The 16,483-nt window shown below is 36.6% G+C and carries 15 protein-coding genes; 3 read left to right on the top strand and 12 right to left on the bottom strand.

What is annotated here, in order from left to right; translation table 11 throughout:
• Nucleotide 1 precedes the first annotated feature (1 nt).
• Together QUG14_RS03945 and QUG14_RS03955 are read right to left on the bottom strand one after the other, a co-directional pair.
• Entirely contained in the window at nucleotides 2-2,866 is a 2,865-nt protein-coding gene (locus tag QUG14_RS03945) for an ATP-dependent helicase (protein ID WP_289339239.1), read from the bottom strand.
• Between the two features lie 700 nt (nucleotides 2,867-3,566).
• Nucleotides 3,567-3,848, bottom strand: a complete 282-nt coding sequence (locus tag QUG14_RS03955; protein WP_289339240.1) for a hypothetical protein — start codon at nucleotides 3,846-3,848, stop codon at nucleotides 3,567-3,569.
• 99 nt (nucleotides 3,849-3,947) lie between these two features.
• On the opposite strand from QUG14_RS03955, the gene QUG14_RS03960 reads away from it, so the two are divergent.
• Together QUG14_RS03960 and QUG14_RS03965 are read left to right on the top strand one after the other, a co-directional pair.
• Nucleotides 3,948-4,196 carry a hypothetical protein gene (locus tag QUG14_RS03960; RefSeq protein ID WP_289339241.1) on the top strand — a complete coding sequence of 83 codons (249 nt, stop codon included), beginning with the start codon at nucleotides 3,948-3,950 and terminating at the stop codon, nucleotides 4,194-4,196.
• A 100-nt stretch (nucleotides 4,197-4,296) separates the two neighbouring features.
• Nucleotides 4,297-4,812, top strand: a complete 516-nt coding sequence (locus tag QUG14_RS03965) for a hypothetical protein (protein WP_289339242.1) — start codon at nucleotides 4,297-4,299, stop codon at nucleotides 4,810-4,812.
• Between the two features lie 149 nt (nucleotides 4,813-4,961).
• Here QUG14_RS03965 and QUG14_RS03970 read toward each other — a convergent pair whose 3' ends face one another.
• From QUG14_RS03970 to QUG14_RS03995, 6 genes are all read right to left on the bottom strand, one after another.
• Nucleotides 4,962-5,114 carry a hypothetical protein gene (locus QUG14_RS03970; RefSeq protein WP_289339243.1) on the bottom strand — a complete coding sequence of 51 codons (153 nt, stop codon included), beginning with the start codon at nucleotides 5,112-5,114 and terminating at the stop codon, nucleotides 4,962-4,964.
• Nucleotides 5,115-5,200: 86 nt separating this feature from the next.
• Entirely contained in the window at nucleotides 5,201-5,551 is a 351-nt protein-coding gene (locus QUG14_RS03975; RefSeq protein ID WP_289339244.1) for a hypothetical protein, read from the bottom strand.
• A gap of 116 nt (nucleotides 5,552-5,667) precedes the next feature.
• Nucleotides 5,668-5,916, bottom strand: a complete 249-nt coding sequence (locus QUG14_RS03980; protein ID WP_289339245.1) for a hypothetical protein — start codon at nucleotides 5,914-5,916, stop codon at nucleotides 5,668-5,670.
• Nucleotides 5,917-5,959: 43 nt separating this feature from the next.
• A complete protein-coding gene (locus QUG14_RS03985; RefSeq protein ID WP_289339246.1) occupies nucleotides 5,960-6,541 on the bottom strand; it encodes a recombinase family protein in 582 nt (193 codons plus the stop codon).
• Nucleotides 6,542-6,898: 357 nt separating this feature from the next.
• Nucleotides 6,899-7,459: a hypothetical protein gene (locus tag QUG14_RS03990; protein WP_289339247.1), complete on the bottom strand. Its 561-nt coding sequence runs from the start codon at nucleotides 7,457-7,459 to the stop codon at nucleotides 6,899-6,901.
• A gap of 17 nt (nucleotides 7,460-7,476) precedes the next feature.
• A complete protein-coding gene (locus QUG14_RS03995; RefSeq protein ID WP_289339248.1) occupies nucleotides 7,477-9,975 on the bottom strand; it encodes a lipase/acyltransferase domain-containing protein in 2,499 nt (832 codons plus the stop codon).
• Between the two features lie 191 nt (nucleotides 9,976-10,166).
• Here QUG14_RS03995 and QUG14_RS04000 point away from each other — a divergent pair, with 191 nt between their 5' ends.
• Entirely contained in the window at nucleotides 10,167-10,463 is a 297-nt protein-coding gene (locus tag QUG14_RS04000) for a hypothetical protein (RefSeq protein ID WP_289339249.1), read from the top strand.
• Nucleotides 10,464-10,902: 439 nt separating this feature from the next.
• Here QUG14_RS04000 and QUG14_RS04005 read toward each other — a convergent pair whose 3' ends face one another.
• The 4 genes from QUG14_RS04005 to QUG14_RS04020 form a co-directional block, all read right to left on the bottom strand.
• Nucleotides 10,903-11,187 (bottom strand): hypothetical protein, encoded by a 285-nt coding sequence (locus QUG14_RS04005; protein WP_289339250.1) that lies wholly within the window; start codon nucleotides 11,185-11,187, stop codon nucleotides 10,903-10,905.
• Between the two features lie 83 nt (nucleotides 11,188-11,270).
• Entirely contained in the window at nucleotides 11,271-12,509 is a 1,239-nt protein-coding gene (locus QUG14_RS04010; protein ID WP_289339251.1) for a hypothetical protein, read from the bottom strand.
• Between the two features lie 51 nt (nucleotides 12,510-12,560).
• On the bottom strand, nucleotides 12,561-13,871 hold the full coding sequence (locus QUG14_RS04015; protein ID WP_289339252.1) for an McrC family protein: 1,311 nt from the start codon (nucleotides 13,869-13,871) through the stop codon (nucleotides 12,561-12,563).
• Nucleotides 13,864-16,227, bottom strand: coding sequence for an McrB family protein (locus QUG14_RS04020; protein ID WP_289339253.1), 2,364 nt, complete (start codon nucleotides 16,225-16,227; stop codon nucleotides 13,864-13,866). Before QUG14_RS04020 ends, QUG14_RS04015 begins: the two co-directional genes overlap by 8 nt.
• Between the last annotated feature and the right edge of the window lie 256 nt (nucleotides 16,228-16,483).

Here is a 16,483-nt window from a genome sequence, read left to right on the forward strand (position 1 = left end):
CTTACTTTCTTGGGTTTGCTTTCCCACAATAGAATCGCATATCGCAGTTAGAACAATGTTTCTTATCACTGCTTCTTGTACTATACTCATACTTTTGAATTTTGCGTACAACATCAGAAAATTCAGCAATCACCCGCCCAATTTTTTGGTCATTTTTTTCAAACTCTATTATTGGATCATTAGGATTTCCTGGATAATATAGTTTCATTTTTGAAACTGTTATACCATATTTTTCTTCAACTAGATGAGCGTATACTTGAAGTTGCTTCTCATAACTATTTAGTAATTCTAGTTGGGAATCAGCCAGTTTATCATCTGTTTTAAAATCAATAATTTCTACAGTATCACCTTCACCTTGAAGCAAGTCTATTTTTCCATTTAATATGTAGCCTTCCATTGGATAACTGAGTTGAACTTCCGTTTCGCGAATCTTCGACCATTGATCATGTGAATCCTCTATATAGTTTTTTACATATTGTAAAGCTGCTTTTTTAGAATTCGGAGCTAAGTAACTATGTTCGCTCTCGACTAATCCAATGTAATTATCTTCAAACCATGACTCCAAATTATTTTCGATTGTTGATTCCTCTCCACGAAGAATGGCATTATGAACATCTTCTATTGTTTGGTGAACAAGGGAACCAAATAAGGTAGCTCCAACACGAATTTCAGAGAATCCTAATTCACGAAACATTTTATATTCTAATGAACATGCTTCATATTTTGAGATATCAGCTGTAAAAGCATAAGATTGTTTCAGTTCAGAAACTTTCACACTCGAAAAATCGAATTCGTCTAAAGATAGTTCATCCTCATAGTAATCTTGAAGTGTATCATATGCCTCTGCAAATGATGCACTAGGAGAAGGCCATGACCCGCTTTCTTTTATTGGGGTAGATAATACCAATAAATCTTGTGCACGCGAGAAAGCAACGTAGTAACGACGCCAAAAATCAAAAAACTTAATTGATTCAGTAGGTTCAAAGTCATTTCGATATGTATAAGTGTTATATACATCATCTAAAATACTACCTCGTTCATTTTCAGGACGATCATAAAGTGAATCAGTTATTACTATTGGGAATTCCATCCCTTTAGATTGATGAATTGTTAAGAATGATACACAACCACTAGGAGCATACTCAGACTCATCCTGATATTCATCAAGCCCACCTTTCATTAAGAACCTTAAGTAGGTCTTAAACAATTTATCCAAAGTTCGAATTTTCTTTTCACTGGAAATAACGTCTACACGTTCATTGTACTCAAACTTAGCCAAAAGATTTGTTAGGATGGAAAAATTTCGAATCGCCCTTTGATCAGAAATACCTGATGATAAATCTATGTCTACAATATTCCTGAAGTAATCAAAACTTAACATTTGATAGAACAGTTGAGTGAAAGCATAATCGGTGTTCCCCTTTAACTTGGATAGTTCCTCTTGTCGATACATCAACCATTCTTCTAGTTCAGGATCATCATCAAGCAAATCGTATACTAATTCAATACATGACTCATAATATCTAACTAGGTCTTTCATCCATTCAGGGTATTCTTCAAAAAGGTTCTCTTCATATTCAGGAAATAGATGAAGTAAAAGTCCAATAACTATTTTTACTTCTTCCCTATCAAAAAACATATCTGACCTTGGAGAATATACTGCTACTCCGTTTTCTTCAAAATAGCTTAACAACAGCTTTACTCGTGGTGATTTTACGGAACGGAACAAAAAGGCAATTTGATTATAGTCAGCTATTTGCCCATTTTTCATTATATCATTGATAAAATTGAGAAGACGTTCACACCATTGTTCATCTGAATTACCAGAAATTTTGAAAACAGGAGATGTTTTATTTTTATAGGAAACTGTTCCTGAAGGGATAATATTCTTTTCAATTCGATACTTATCCCACTGAAAAAAAGAAGCAGAATAATCACTCATCCATTTGTTATAAAAATTAATAATTTCAGGCGCTGAACGATAATTAGTAACCAATTTTATTTCTGAAACAGCTTTTCCAAGGAATTTATTTTTAAAATTTAAGATATTTTCAATCGTTGCACCACGGAATCTGTACATTGACTGATCATCATCACCGACCACACAAATATTTTGAGTTGCAGATAATTTGAAAATTAATTTTTCCTGAATTGAATTGGTATCTTGATACTCATCAATCATCATGTATTGAAATAGTTCTTGGTACATCTTCAACACATTTGGATTTTTTTCAAGTAATTCTAATGTAGTCGCTTGAATAGTAGCAAAATCTAACCGATTTTTTCTCTCTAGTAATTCATCGTATTTGATTTTTGCTTCTCCAAGAGCAACGATGGCTGGATTTATATCATTAATTAAGTCAAAAGGATTAACTCGTTCTTCAGCAAGTCCATTGAGCCACGAAGCGAGTTTTTCTGCTTTTGTCCATATTCCAATATTACCTTCAAATAAAACCTTAAAATTATCTAGACTTTGAAATTCCCTATATAAATTCTGGTAAATGAAATATTTCTGATCAAAGTCATCCATCAAGATAAAATTTTTTCTCACCTTTGGAATATATTCCAGATTATCTCTAACCATTTGCAAACAGATTGAATGAAATGTACCTATGTATACCTCGTTCAAATCAAAATCATTTACTACAGTAGAAATTCGGGTAATAATTTCTTTTGCAGCTTTTTCGGTAAAAGTAGAGACCATTATATTTTTAGGAGAAACTTTCTTCCCATTTACAAGGTAAGCAAAGCGATTTACCAATGTAGCCGTTTTCCCTGTGCCTGGCCCTGCTGAAATTAACACGGGCCCTTCTGTTGTAATAATTGCTTCCCGTTGTTTTGGATTAACATTTCCAAAATCAAACATCTGTTTCACCCCCATCATTAGAATTCAAAATTGTTATGTCATCTATCGGTGTGTTTTCTTCTCTTTATATCAGATCGATCTTAGCTTTAACAATTTCATTATACCATCACAAGATAGCAAATTAGCACATTCCCACTCATCTAACTAGGACTTTTTTCTTAAATGTTGTAATTCTATTCGAAAAAAAAATTGAACTACATGAATTCTATAAAATCATATTTGAGTGAAAATTCACCCATTTATTCATGTCGCTTGTCTAAGACATGCTTTTCACGAGCCTCCTTACGAATATTTTTCTATAAAGAAAAACATGGTTCTTAATGTCCGAAAGTTATAAGTTTTGGACAAAGGAAAAAAAACATCTTATATTGCTGTTTTTATTGCTATTAATGTCGTCTAAAAGTTGGTCTAAAATAAAAAGTACAAAAGATATTAGACTTTTAGACAACAAGTTAGGGAAAGTAACATGGCAATCATTGGTTATGCAAGGGTATCAACTAAAGACTAGGATTTAAAGCTACAATTAGACAAATTAAATGAATACGGCTGCGATAAGATTTTTTTGGAAATGCAAAGTGGTGCCAAGTGACTATTCGTATTTCATAATAATAGGATGGAACCATAGCGATCCCATCCTTAAATCTTTTATTTTTTATTCCATTCTACAATGACGGTATTCTAGGGAAATGTATTCCATAAATTAAAAACGAGCAGTGGCTGCCTTAGCTACCTCCAATAAACGACTAAATTTTTCGGTTGAAAATTTTTCAAACGGTATCATATTACAATCATCAAGATATCCATTAAATTCACTTGTTACTTTTTGTACAAGAGAGCCCGGGACATAACCAGTTCCACTAACATGTAATTGTTGCACAATCGCTCTACCTTCAAACCAGCCATTAAATCGATTATTTGCAAGGTTACGAACTTCTAGACCACATTCCTTCATCACTTCTAAACGTTGTTCTAATAAGCCCACATTTTATCCCCCTTTTATTAAGATTAAGGTCCTAAACTCCCCTTTTAAAAAATATAATCAAATAATTAGTTAGTTATGCCTATTGAAAGGAGCAAGGATATGTCAAAAGTTAAAAAGCCTTTTTACAGGGGCGAAGTTTATAAATCTCAAAACGAAGATGGAAGAACATTATCCTTTGTTGTTAATATTTATCAAGATAAAAATGACAAAGAGAAAATATGGATTGTATCCAATGATATATTAGCACCCACTGAAGCTAATAATCACCCCCAGTCAGTTAATTATCATCCTAAATTATTCCGGCGTTTAAAAGAAGTATTGATTAAAGAAGGAAGATGGGTTGAGTAGTCAACTTTCTAACTACCATTAATCAGTAAAAAAACATTTTTTGACTGTCTTCCAAACAAAAATAATATAGCAATTTGAATTTAAAACAAGGGTGGTAAATATGATATCTAAAAAACAAATAATCAATTGGGTAAGAAAATTAAAGGATTTACCCATTTTAAAAGAAAATAATTGTGTAATTGAATATAAGAAAAATGACGCCTATCAAGCATTTTCTTTTGGAAAAAATGATAGTGGCACTCTTAGAATTAGGATTAATCAAGGTTTTATCGACTACTTAAATAGCACCAATATGGATGATATAACAAGAAAATTCAATCTGAATTTACTTTTTTATCATGAATTAGGCCACCTACATTCTTATATAAATAATGGGCTCCCACATGAATCCAATGAAGAAGAATTCATAAATTCTGATAGGGAAAAGCAGAAAGAAATGATATGTAAAGAAGAATGTTATGCATGGGATAAAGGTTATGAAATGTACGTAATGTGGTGTAGCCAAAACAATGAATTATTTTATGAATATAAAGAGAATATCAAAAAGGTGGTTTGGGAAAATGCTGAAAAGTATCTAGATGAAATGATGAAATATAATAAGCATGTTAGAGGATAATTTCACCGTCAAAGTTTAACAATAATGCCCTTTCACATATTCCTATGAAACGGCATTATTGTTTTCACTCTCTAAATGAAGGGATCCGGAGAATCCGGCTTCGGTTCTACGTTGCGAAGTGCTCCTCGCGGCTTCACAGATGAATTTAGTTAGCCTATTACCTTAGTTTTGGTTTGTGAATCGATCACAAGTTCTCTCTCAAGCAGCTCTCTGGATGTTTCTATGTTTTTTACTTCGATAACGGTGCCTATAAAAATTAATTGTCCGTTCAATAAAAACGGTTCTTCTGCTATTACGCGCACAGAAATCCGCTCCTTTTTACTAATGATTATCTTTGGATGAATAGCCTGGTATAAATGGGCATAAAAAAAAGGCCGCGTGGTGGGCCTTATTCGTCGTCTGTGGTGCGGTTGGCTTTGCGCCACTCTCTAATCTGGCGGGCCAGTTCGATTGATTCTTCTGTCGGTGGTGTTACTCCAACACCGAAGTTTGGCAGCTTGTTATCGGCTGCCCAGCGTTCCTCGATTGTACGTTGCTTTTCTTTCGTGTCGGCGGTGCGGTCTATAAACACCGGCGGCGTCCAGTCGTCGTTCTTGTCGTCGATATGAAATCCAATCGGTCCGCCTGCTGCCTGGCTGTCTAAATTCCTTTTGTCGTGGATTGTGAGTATGTCGCGGCCTTTCCGCGCTGCCTGGCATTCCTTGCAGCTGCAGCGGTCTGTTTGCTTCTTTTCTTTCATGGTTCATCTCTCCTTTTGTTCTGTTCTTCTACTTGGCTTTTTATATAAAGGGCTGGAAGGAAAGAAAAACATTTATTTTCCTCCCTATTTGCTGCTAGTAGCTGCTCCTTTTATTTTCAGTATTGTTTTTCTATCATTTCTAATACATTGTGGTTCCGTTGCATGTCCTGGAAATCCTGCTCGTCGTATCCGCCATTGTAGCTGCTGCGTGAAGGTCCTTCTGCTATTCCGATTATTATTCCGACTAGGCCAAACAGGACGACGGCCCCACCGATTACTTTCCAGAGAATAATTTTTCCTGCTTCGCCTAATTGATTGTGGGCTATTATTACAAATATTATTAGTGCAAATAATACGATTCCCATGAGCTTGTCCCCTATTTTTATATTGTTTTTTGTTTTGGAACAGCTACGCTTGCAGCTCCTCCTGGGCTTCGTATTCCTTCACCAGCCGGTAAAAGGTCGCCCTGGTCAGTTTGGTGTCTTTCATGGCCTGCACCGCGGTTATGTGGCCCGCTCTCCAGCTGGCGTGTATCTTCTCGAAATTCTCCGGGAGTTGGATCCGAGGCCGACCGAATGTTTTTCCTTGTTTCATGGCTTCTTTGATTCCCTCCGCTTGGCGCTGCAGCATGATTTCTCGCTCAAATTGCGCAATTCCCGCCATTATAGTAAAAAGTAATTTCCCTGTTGGTGTCGTGGTGTCCGTCTTTTCTTTTACGCTGATTAGGTTGACGCCCTTTTTCTCCAGCTCGTCTACTATGTCCAAAAGGTCCTTGGTACTCCTGGCGAGCCTGGAATATGATTCAATTATGAGCGTGTCTCCTTCGCGTACATACTCCATCATGCTCTTGAATTCCGGGCGCTCCGTATTCTTGCCGCTTTTCTTTTCCCTAAAAATCTTTTCGACGCCTTGTTGCATTATAATCTCCAGCTGTCTGTCGAGGTTCTGCTCCTTCGAGCTTACTCTTATATAACCAACCTTTTGTCCCATTTTTGTGTCTCTCCTCTTATCTGTCTGTATGTCTTATCAAATAGTATATTGACTTTTGAGACATATCTCAATACATTTTTATAAGGTTTTGAGATAGTTTTTCATGGGTGGATTCGGGTGTCTCAGAAAGCGTGCTTTTTGCGACAAATAAAAAAACCATCAAAAGATGGTCCCTTCTTCTACTAACTTGCCTCTTTAGTTCAAGAACATTAATTCATAAACTCAATACAAATCGTTATATAAATGTAATAGGACTATTTCCAGTTACGAGTCAACTATTGAGATATGTTTTGGACGCACTCTATAAAACATTGCTTCCTCGTTAACTAAGCTATAATAAATAGAACATACATTTAATCAAGGATAAACAGACTTTTTATTCAGTCTTATTTCTAATATTACCGGCTGATTAATCATTTCCTTTAATTTCTCGCCATAATGCATCCAATTAATGTTTTCATTTTTGGGGGCTGAAAGTTCAAGAACTATTCTACCATTCCATACACCTTGATAACTATTTACAAATGAAAGTACATTTTTAACTTCAACTTGATATGGTAAAGTTGTTTTCCACTCCTTTAATATTTTATTAATTAAGGGTTTTACCTCTCTGTTTTGATTCATTTTTTTGAAATTCCCTGAGATCAAAATAAATAACAGGGATCCAAAAGTGATTAAAAACATTGAAATAGGTATTATCCCAACAATGTAAAATACTGGATTAGGAAATAACTTAATACCGAATAACCACAAAAGAATCCATGTTATTTCACTTCCAAAAACCATCTTTAATGAGGACGAAAGAGTACCAAATCCGAAAAATTTGTATTTTTTGTTTCTTTGATTAGCTAGATAAGTAAAGTAAACAAAAGTGGTACCACCAAGAAAATATAAAAACCAAAAATATAGATTATTCAATGGTGGCACCTCCTTAATTATTCTAGCTTAAAGGTTCTTGTTTCTATAGGTTTGGCTCTTAAATGAGTGTCTCTAAATTCAAATTTTATCTTTTGTACATTTTGTGGGATATCTTTAACAGTTAAATCAAAGTTATAAACGCCTTTATCGTTAGACACCTTAACATCAGTTATTTCTTTTTTCGAATTCTTCGATATCAGGGTATATTTTACTGCTGGTTCTAAATCCTCAATAGGATTACCATCTATGTCATATACTAAGAAACTAATTTTCACATTTTCATCACTACGCAATAATATTTGGGAATGATAATGCAGATATACCTCTAATTTAGGTAACAAAGCTATATGGAATTCTTTATTTTTAAATCTTAAAGTAACGGAACGAACTCCTTTAGGTATTTTTCCATCAACATCTGTCTCTTTCCTTCCTATATGGCTGGAAATTAGATCTTCTTCGCTCTCATTCAACAATTCGATGATATCATGGATTGTTCCATCAAAACCATTAGCATCCCAAATAACATTGGCTAAATTGCTAAAATCCACATTTAATCTTTCATAATTACTTTTGCTTTCAAAAATGTCTTCAGCTTTTATTGATAATTGAATATCTTCAAAAGCCGGGAACTCGAATGGTTTTTTATATACCTTTTCTTCATTTTTATTAATCTTATAATAAAATTTATATGGTTTTACTCCTGTATAATATTCATCCAGTTTTATTATGACACCCCTATCTGGATTAAGTTCGAACTTATAATAAATTTCTGGAGAATTAGGTTCTATATAAAAAATTTGCTTATTTATTTTCTCTGCGTTGTCAAATACGTCTTTGCTAAAAAATTCAAGCACATTTTTTCCAAGCTTTAAACCATTTTCTAATGTAAGTTGAGTTGTTTCTGTATAACTTCTCCAATTTTCTTCGTTGAGCCTATACAATGTTTCTAAATAGTAAGATTTTTTATTTTCCAATATGTGAAATGATAAATTAACCCCTTTTTCATCGTAATGGAAGTTTATACTTTTGCCAATTGGATTTAAGATTAATTCGGTAGTTGGAGGAATATGAACACGTTGGTTGGGTGTTTCTACTGTAATCCCCTTTATTTCATTCAGCTCATTATTCTCATTGGGTATATATACTTTGGTTAATGGCTCATTATTATCAAATTCGACATTAATAATTGTTCTCTTTGCTGGGTTAGCCTCAATTGATGGAAATTTTGTAATTGATTTAATATCGTTGTCAGCAATACGTATTGTTTCAATTGTCGTTCTTCCATCATCGTATGCTTCAACAGCTATGGTTGTAGGTTTGTTACTATTATGAATAAGAAAAGTTGCCTCACCTATATTATGTCTAGTAATGTCTTCATTTGATTTATTAATGTTAAACTCTTCTCCTGCAACAAGTACCTCCACTGGACAATCAATCCTTTCCATAGTCCAGTTAGTTCTTTTGTTATATGTAATATAAATATCACTTATTGGCGTTACAGATCCATTTTTCAGTAAATATTTGAGCCATTCAAGGACAGGTGAATGATAGACAAGTCCTTGATGACTGGCTTTAGCATAAAAAACACCTTTAGAGTTATACGAATCAAATGGAATTGCAGAGTCCAATGGCACTACACCATCTCCATCAACTGGTTGTTGCATTCCATCATGACCATTTGGGTTTAATGTAATTGTACCCACTGAGCCCTGGTCTACTCCAATTACATTATAGTGCTCTATTGAATCCGGCCATGGCTTCTGAAGAGATTGATGTAATACCTGGTTCAACAGCGCTACGGAATCTACATTACATCCTTCCATACTTTGAATATATTCCATACAATCAAACCATTTTAATCCTCTTCCAGGTTCAACTAGGTATCGATTATGTTCACAATATTTGCTTGAAGGTAACAGCTGATAAATCGAAGGGAAGGTTCGTGCAATATTAATGATCGTATCATAGTTTGGAAAGAACCATCCCTTGTCTTTTATTCCGTATTTTAGTACCTTAAATGCATCGGGAGAACCTTTCCAAGGAGTACCCAAAGTAATAACCTGTTTAATGTTTGGAAGTTTATTTTGTTCCCCTGCCCACTGACAATATGTATGAGCTAATAAACCGCCCATACTATGAGCTACGATGATTATTTCATCTTCTTTCTTAAAGGTGGATATAAGCTTATCAAAATCCTCGCAAGTATCCCATAAATCCTGTCTCCAATCATACCCGTAAGGATGAACCTGTACTGTGCTTGAAGATAATGTTTCCAACATATCTAACATGGGGGCATAAATTACATTATCTTGAAGCCTGTTATTAACCAATTTAACTCCATATCTTAGGGGTTCACCCGGTATAATATCTCTCTTCTTATCTGCTTCTAGTTTTAATCTTTTAACAGCTTTATTATCGAAACTAAACCAACGTTTTGTTCCCCCAAAGAAGTATAATTTTTTACCTTCATGTAATTCTGACCCCATTATTCCTGGGATAAAAACTATGCGTTTCATGATTTCTCTCCTCATTTTGCAATTATTTCTTTATATACCATAAATTTCGACAAAAATTACCAGATTCCTTTATTATCATTAATATTTTTGACCCATGACCAAATACCTTTGTTTTTTTATTATTCGTTCATAAAGTTGTCGAAAGGAATAAAAAGCAACTTGTCGAAAATCCCTAGTTAGGAGTTGAATTTATGGCAATAAAACTCATAACTGTTCCAAGAGCGCAAGCTGAGATAGGAAAGCTGCAAAAGTACATAACTTTGGTAGAGGACTATCAAGCAGATACCTTGGAAAAATGGATTATTAAGGAGTACGCTTATACGAACAGCATTACAGAAGTTGTTAAGAGAGCAAATGCCCAAGGAATGGCTCTTGACCAAGCTTATGCAAAATCCGTTTTAAAAGGAAAGCCAAGTGACGAGCTTCACAGAATGTTGAGGTCTGGTTATCTCGCACGATTGAAACCTAAAAAAGAGAGACTTTACTGAATTTACATAATTTAAGCCATTCTAGGCAAAGAGGTTGCTCTTTGCTTTTTTATTACCTAAAAAAGACCACTTATCGTGGTCCTAAATTTTTTATCTGTTTTATTAAAGCCCCTGTTAGCTAAATAAGAAAAGGGACGCTTATTCCACAATCGCGCCCGATTGTGGAAGATCAACTATCTATTGAATAGTATCGTTGTACTATGCAGTAGTTGTTAAACAAAAAAGGATCAGAAGTCATCTTAAACTTCCTCTTAATTTTCTGACGTTAATTATGTTTGACGTAGATTATGGTTCCACATACCACGTGTGTTTTGATAGAATGGTGATAACTGAAACGCGTAATTTTAGATTTTGCGTAAATATTTACTTCCTAATTTCAGGGGGGTTCAAACAATTTTATAGCTCATATTTAATAACTTTAATCTTAGGACTCACATTATTATTGATAAGTGCACTGTCCACATATTTCATTACTCTGAGTAATCATTTCTGCATTTACGATTTGAGGTAGCACATTCACCCATTGCGCTTTATCTGAAATGGCTACTTTAAAAGAAAAAGACAAATTTTCCCACCCTTTAAACATGGTTAGACTGCCTCCTCGTACATCAATCTCATTTATATCGATCACCCGCTGCGTATCCGGAATGACAAGTATTTTGGTAAAGTGTAATCCAAAATCGTTCCACGAGTTGATTGTACCGTTTAAAGTAAAACCATACACTTTTTCACTACCTCCATTTTTACATCAAAAAAGCCAACAAGATAATCTCGAAGGCTTAAATAGCATATTCACAAATTATTTTTCTACTCATCTTCAATTGGCACAAATATTCGTTGTTTGTTATTTTCGGTAGGAATATAAAGAATTTCTATTTCTTTAAATGGTATTTCAACGACTTCATCAATAATTTTATCAATTCCATCGCTTTCCTTGTTTTGTTTCATACCTTTTTTTACTGTGCTCAATTTATTTCTTTCTAAATCAACTTTTTCTTTTGCTTTATTTACATCGATTTTAGATTTACCAGCAACAACCGTCTTAATTCCAATTTCAGCTAAAATGCCCCAACCAGTAGAACTATAATTATCAGTTAATTTATCTAATGATTTTTTAAATTTTTTATTTTTATCAACCAATTCGTTAATACTCCGCTGCTGTATCATTGAATAGATCTTCTCAACTTCTAATTCATACTTATGATAAAAACCATTAGCATAATTTTGTTTTAATTGCCTTGTTAGTCCATTAATAATTTCTATTTGACCACCGATCTTCATTCTTGTTCCAATCTCAATTAGTTCTGCCAACAAAGATAATTTACTAGCCTCAAAAGCAATTGTGAAATCAATATCCGAAAGTTTCTTTTCCTCTTTTCCTTGTCTTTTCAAACGATATATATATTCTTCATGAATTTCATCTGTAGTTTTTTTATAGTTCCTAATAGCAGATAAATCAGTAGTATCAACAAATTCTCTATTTGCAATTTCATACAAACCCTTTCTAGCTGCAATCAAACGTCCAATGTTTGTATCATGATGAATATTTAGAAGTTCTTCCAATTTCGCATCCATATCTTTAATTTGAGCATTAATTTTTTGCAAATAATATGTCCCTGAAACAGCTGACATCACTTGCATTCCTGCTGAAAGAATAATTGCTGGATTCACTGAAGCACTTAAACCAACGTCAGCAAAACCAGCGTGCTCAACTAAACGTCCAGACGTGTCTCGCACCATTGTTGATGTAGTTCCATTTGCAAATTTAGATAAATTGGCGGGATTTGTAGTTGCAGCAAACAAGCCATTAGGTGCTTGTTTTGCAATTTGAGCTAAAGTCATTCCTTGATTAGCAACTTGCAATGCCGTCTGTGAAACGTTACCCGTCATCAATGACAAGTCAGTTACAAAGACCTCCTTGTATTTTTTCTTTGCTTCCAATTTATCATCAGTTACTTTTTCTAAAGAAAGCTCACCGCCTATAGGGCTAGAGACAACAATTTCATTGATTTCATTTGAGTTATTTAACATTTTATCTTCAGACATTTAAACTATCTCCTCGGTCTTTTCATTAAATATATTATACCAAAGGGGCTGCTACAATGTTCGTATCAGTTCCTCCTCGTGAATCGACTGCTTAGCCCCACATGAAGAGCTTTTACTAACTATAGAAGCCTCCTCGGTTCCAAGTCTAACCATCTTCTCTACTATCATCCCAATCCGCTTCTCAATCTCCTCCCTTCTCAACCCCCTGTCCAGCTGCAGGCTCCACTGATGAATCGTAAACGAACTGTTTTTAATTGAATCACTCCGCTCTCCTCCGCCTGCATACAGCAAAATGCCGTGTTCTGCTCTTCTTGCCGTCAAGTAAGCGAGCATCTGAAAGACGTTGCTGTTAATCGAAGAATCTTCTCGTCGTGAGATATATTTTAAGTCCAGTATGATCTCGCGGCCGTCTCTTGTTTTTATTACTACATCAGGGATAATCCTGATTTTCCCTCCTTCAGCGAGGGAGTCATGCTTTTGTAGGCTTACTTGCATGCCGTACCTACCCAGCTCCTTTGTCAGCCGTTTTCCGATATACATTTCAAACAGCTCGTTCATATCAAGAAGAAAAGAGCTGCTTTTCCTGTCGCCAAGCTCAAAGCTAAGTGCTGACGCCTGCCAATATAATATCGCCCACTGAAAGGCAGGCTTGTAATGCATATTCAGTCTTGTTACCGGAAGAAGCTCAATTTCCTTCAGCTGTTCTGCCGGGACAGTGCTGTTTTTCAATGTAAAGCTGTCTAACTCCCTGCCGAATATATTCCTTAACTCCCGCAAATCCTTCAATACAATTGGATCCTCGTACTCTCTATGAAGCATATCAGCTAGGGCGCAGACGATAATATAGTTTTCCTTCACATTTTCGGTTAGTTCGTCGTACCGGCAGTCAAACTGGTAATCATGCTTCAGCCAAAGCTGGAGAGTACGTTGCGCATGAAGTTGTCCCCTCACAGCCCGAAGGGGTGCTTTCTCAGTAATATACCCCTTTTTGATTCCCTGGGAGTATATCTTCTTACATTCATGGAGGAAAAATTTAACTACCCATTCCAGATCGCCCAGCTGTTTTTGAAAACCTGTTTCTGTTCTGCTCCATTGGACAGAACTCAAATCATAGGCAGCTGCAAGCCAGTCCCAGATGACTGGGAGATCCACATTTGGAGAGATCCTGAACGTATAATTTCCCACGCGAAACACCCCTGCAACTGCTCCAGTCCGTAGGCTGTAATGGCTTTCCCTGCCTGTATGCTGCAGTTGCATAACATTGGAATATGCCTGCATTAGTTTGACCGCTGTCTCTTCCGGCAGATATACATCGTTCACCTGTTCATATTCTTTCAGCTCGATTACTTGTTCATCACTCATTCTCTTCAGCACCGTTCTCTAGCATAAAATCAAGCTCGAACTGCTCCAGCTTCTGCCTGTCATGGACAAAGCACTCCTCCAGGTAAGGCATAATCTGATATTTCCAGATACGCCTCAGCTTCTCCATAGAAAGATCCTGCCCAATAAAATAACTGTGGCCGATAGAAATATCAGGATCACCGATCATACTATTCACTTTTTGCACTAAATCAGCTACCCAGGCCAACTCCGGCTCATTGTCCAAAAGATAATTCTTCAGGACGCCCTCTGTCTCCTTCGCAGAAAATGGAATGAACTGAAACCTTCTCCTTAAAGCGAAATCAATTTGCGCCAACGAGCGGTCAGCAGTGTTCATCGTTCCGATTACGTATATATTTTCAGGCACAATCAATTTCTTTTTCGAATAAGGCAGCGGTACAGACGTATTCCGGTACTCCAGGGCATACAGGAGCTCCCCGAATACCTTCGCTGTGTTTGCCCGGTTGATCTCATCAATGATCAGCACATATGATTTCTCCTGGTTCTCCGGTTTCCTTGCCTCCTGGCAGAGGAACGTAAAAATGCCGGGCTGCACTTTCACCGAAAGCTGCTGTGACCCTTCTTCTCCAGCAAGTTCCGGGCGTAGACCTTCAATAAATTCCTCGTATGTGTAGGATGGGTGGAACTGGATCAGCTCAATCCTCTGCGGCTGCTGGGTTAAAATTTTTGCGAGGCGCTGTGCGATAAAGGTTTTTCCCGTCCCTGGCGGCCCGTAAAAAATGACCTGCCGTTTTTCGGTGAGGAGCTCGAGCCATTCCTCCATGCTTTCTTTGCTTACATATGTTTCCTTCACTGCATCCTCAATTGTGTACGGCTTTCTGCTCCCGGTTCGCTTCTGGAGAAACGATTTTAGCTCACTGATAAATTCCCTGTCATCAAGAGCCTGGACAGCTTTCCCTTTCTGCAGTTCGCCTTCTTCATTTACCGTGTACAGATCCGCATGATAAAGCTCCTCATCCTCCCAAATTATCATCAGGCTCATCATATCTTCCTTCGCCTCGCCCCTGTATTGCCAGATGAGATTGTCCGCGTATTTTTCGTTGAGTCCCGCTTCCTCCCAGTCGGCCGTCTGCATTTGTGAAAACTTATAACCTTCTTCAAAAAGCACGTCCCGGATTTGAAGCGCGAATTCATCTTCTTCGATTGGGTCAGTACCGTCCCCGTCTGGGTTGGGCTCTGCTTCAGATATCGTGGTCACATAGTATAAGAAGCTACTAATCGACATCATATCAAGCTCATATGTTTCCCTTGACGATTTCACAATGTCTTTATTTAGCTCATAAAGCTTATTGACGAAAAGTAAATACCTATTATGTTCGGCAGCCTGTGAGTCCTTGGCCAGACTGTAGCCTAAATATTCAAGACCTTCCCGGCTGGCTTTATAATAGATCGGATATTTATCTATGCCCTGGATGCCCCAGAAAAAGCTGAGGAAGAAGGTCATATATTTTATCGTCGGGCATTTTTGCGGTGGAAAACCTTGCTCGATCGCCTTTTTCTTCAGTTTTTTAATATAACCTCCAAAACGCTCGTATTTTTCTTTCGTCCAGCTGAAGTCTCCTTTTTCATGAGCCGGGATGTCAATTGCTGTTAAAAATTCATCTTGAAGCTGGCGGACGGTTTCGGTGTACTCCGCCATATTGTACAGCAGGTTAAAGAACATCTGTCCAGAAAAGCCGCTGAATCCCCATAAGTTAATGCGTTCCCCTTCAAATTCCAGCTTTGCTTTCGTCTTTTGGTCAACCTTTTTCTTAAACTCTAATATATCGATCTTGCCGTTCCGTAGTTCGTCCAGCTCTGTGAAATTAGAAATGAACATCAATCTCTCTTGAAAAATGAAGTGGTTCCTTAATCGCACTGTTTCGTCTTTATCATATAAGTGGACCCACTCCTCTAGGGATCTCGTTTTATATCCCACTGTCTCTTCCTTTACAGTGGAGCCCTTGTACAGTTCGTCCTTCAGTAAGGCTACAAGTTTATCGATATCTTCATTTGAAGTAATCATGATATCCGTTTTTTGATTTCCTAACTCAATGCCGGATTTTCTCACATCAGCCATGTTCACCTTATTCGTTAAAATCACATGAACATGCTTATATCTTTTTCTCGGCGCTGCAACAACAATTCTCTGCCCTTTTGAATAGTAAAGCATCCTCCCGTACCCCCGCTCAGGTGTGGGGCTGTCGGCAGAAGAATCTACAATATCATTATTGAATAGCTGCTTCTCCAGATACTCCATTAAACTCTCGGATTCTTTATTAGCCTGATAAATTTTCTTCGTTTCAGACTCGTTCCAGCGAATTCCCTTATTCACCACGAAAAACCGCCTCCTGTATTGCTTTATGTATTAGGTACACATTTCGACATTTAGAAAAAAATTCCTGCCGATAAGCCAAAAGTGGGACACAGGGACAGGTTCACTGCCCCCGAAAATTTAGGGACACGGTACTGTCCCTCTGTCCATTGTCATCCCTTTAAGTGCCAGCTGTAATTTAAATTAAAATTCTCGATCTTAAGTCGCAGAATTAAGAATAATAACTTTTTCACCCCTAATAAACACTGGAAAATTATGC

Source organism: Neobacillus sp. CF12, assembly GCF_030348765.1.
Lineage (GTDB): Bacteria > Bacillota > Bacilli > Bacillales > Cytobacillaceae > Neobacillus.

Bases quoted from the DNA above. Each gene is read 5' to 3' on its own strand.
- QUG14_RS03945 (WP_289339239.1), bottom strand. From the start codon at position 2,866: ATGTTTGATTTTGGAAATGTTAATCCAAAACAACGGGAAGCAATTATT.
- QUG14_RS03960 (WP_289339241.1), top strand. From the start codon at position 3,948: ATGTCAAAAGTTAAAAAGCCTTTTTACAGGGGCGAAGTTTATAAATCT.
- QUG14_RS03965 (WP_289339242.1), top strand. From the start codon at position 4,297: ATGATATCTAAAAAACAAATAATCAATTGGGTAAGAAAATTAAAGGAT.
- QUG14_RS03975 (WP_289339244.1), bottom strand. From the start codon at position 5,551: ATGAAAGAAAAGAAGCAAACAGACCGCTGCAGCTGCAAGGAATGCCAG.
- QUG14_RS03980 (WP_289339245.1), bottom strand. From the start codon at position 5,916: ATGGGAATCGTATTATTTGCACTAATAATATTTGTAATAATAGCCCAC.
- QUG14_RS03985 (WP_289339246.1), bottom strand. From the start codon at position 6,541: ATGGGACAAAAGGTTGGTTATATAAGAGTAAGCTCGAAGGAGCAGAAC.
- QUG14_RS03995 (WP_289339248.1), bottom strand. From the start codon at position 9,975: ATGAAACGCATAGTTTTTATCCCAGGAATAATGGGGTCAGAATTACAT.
- QUG14_RS04000 (WP_289339249.1), top strand. From the start codon at position 10,167: ATGGCAATAAAACTCATAACTGTTCCAAGAGCGCAAGCTGAGATAGGA.
- QUG14_RS04010 (WP_289339251.1), bottom strand. From the start codon at position 12,509: ATGTCTGAAGATAAAATGTTAAATAACTCAAATGAAATCAATGAAATT.
- QUG14_RS04015 (WP_289339252.1), bottom strand. From the start codon at position 13,871: ATGAGTGATGAACAAGTAATCGAGCTGAAAGAATATGAACAGGTGAAC.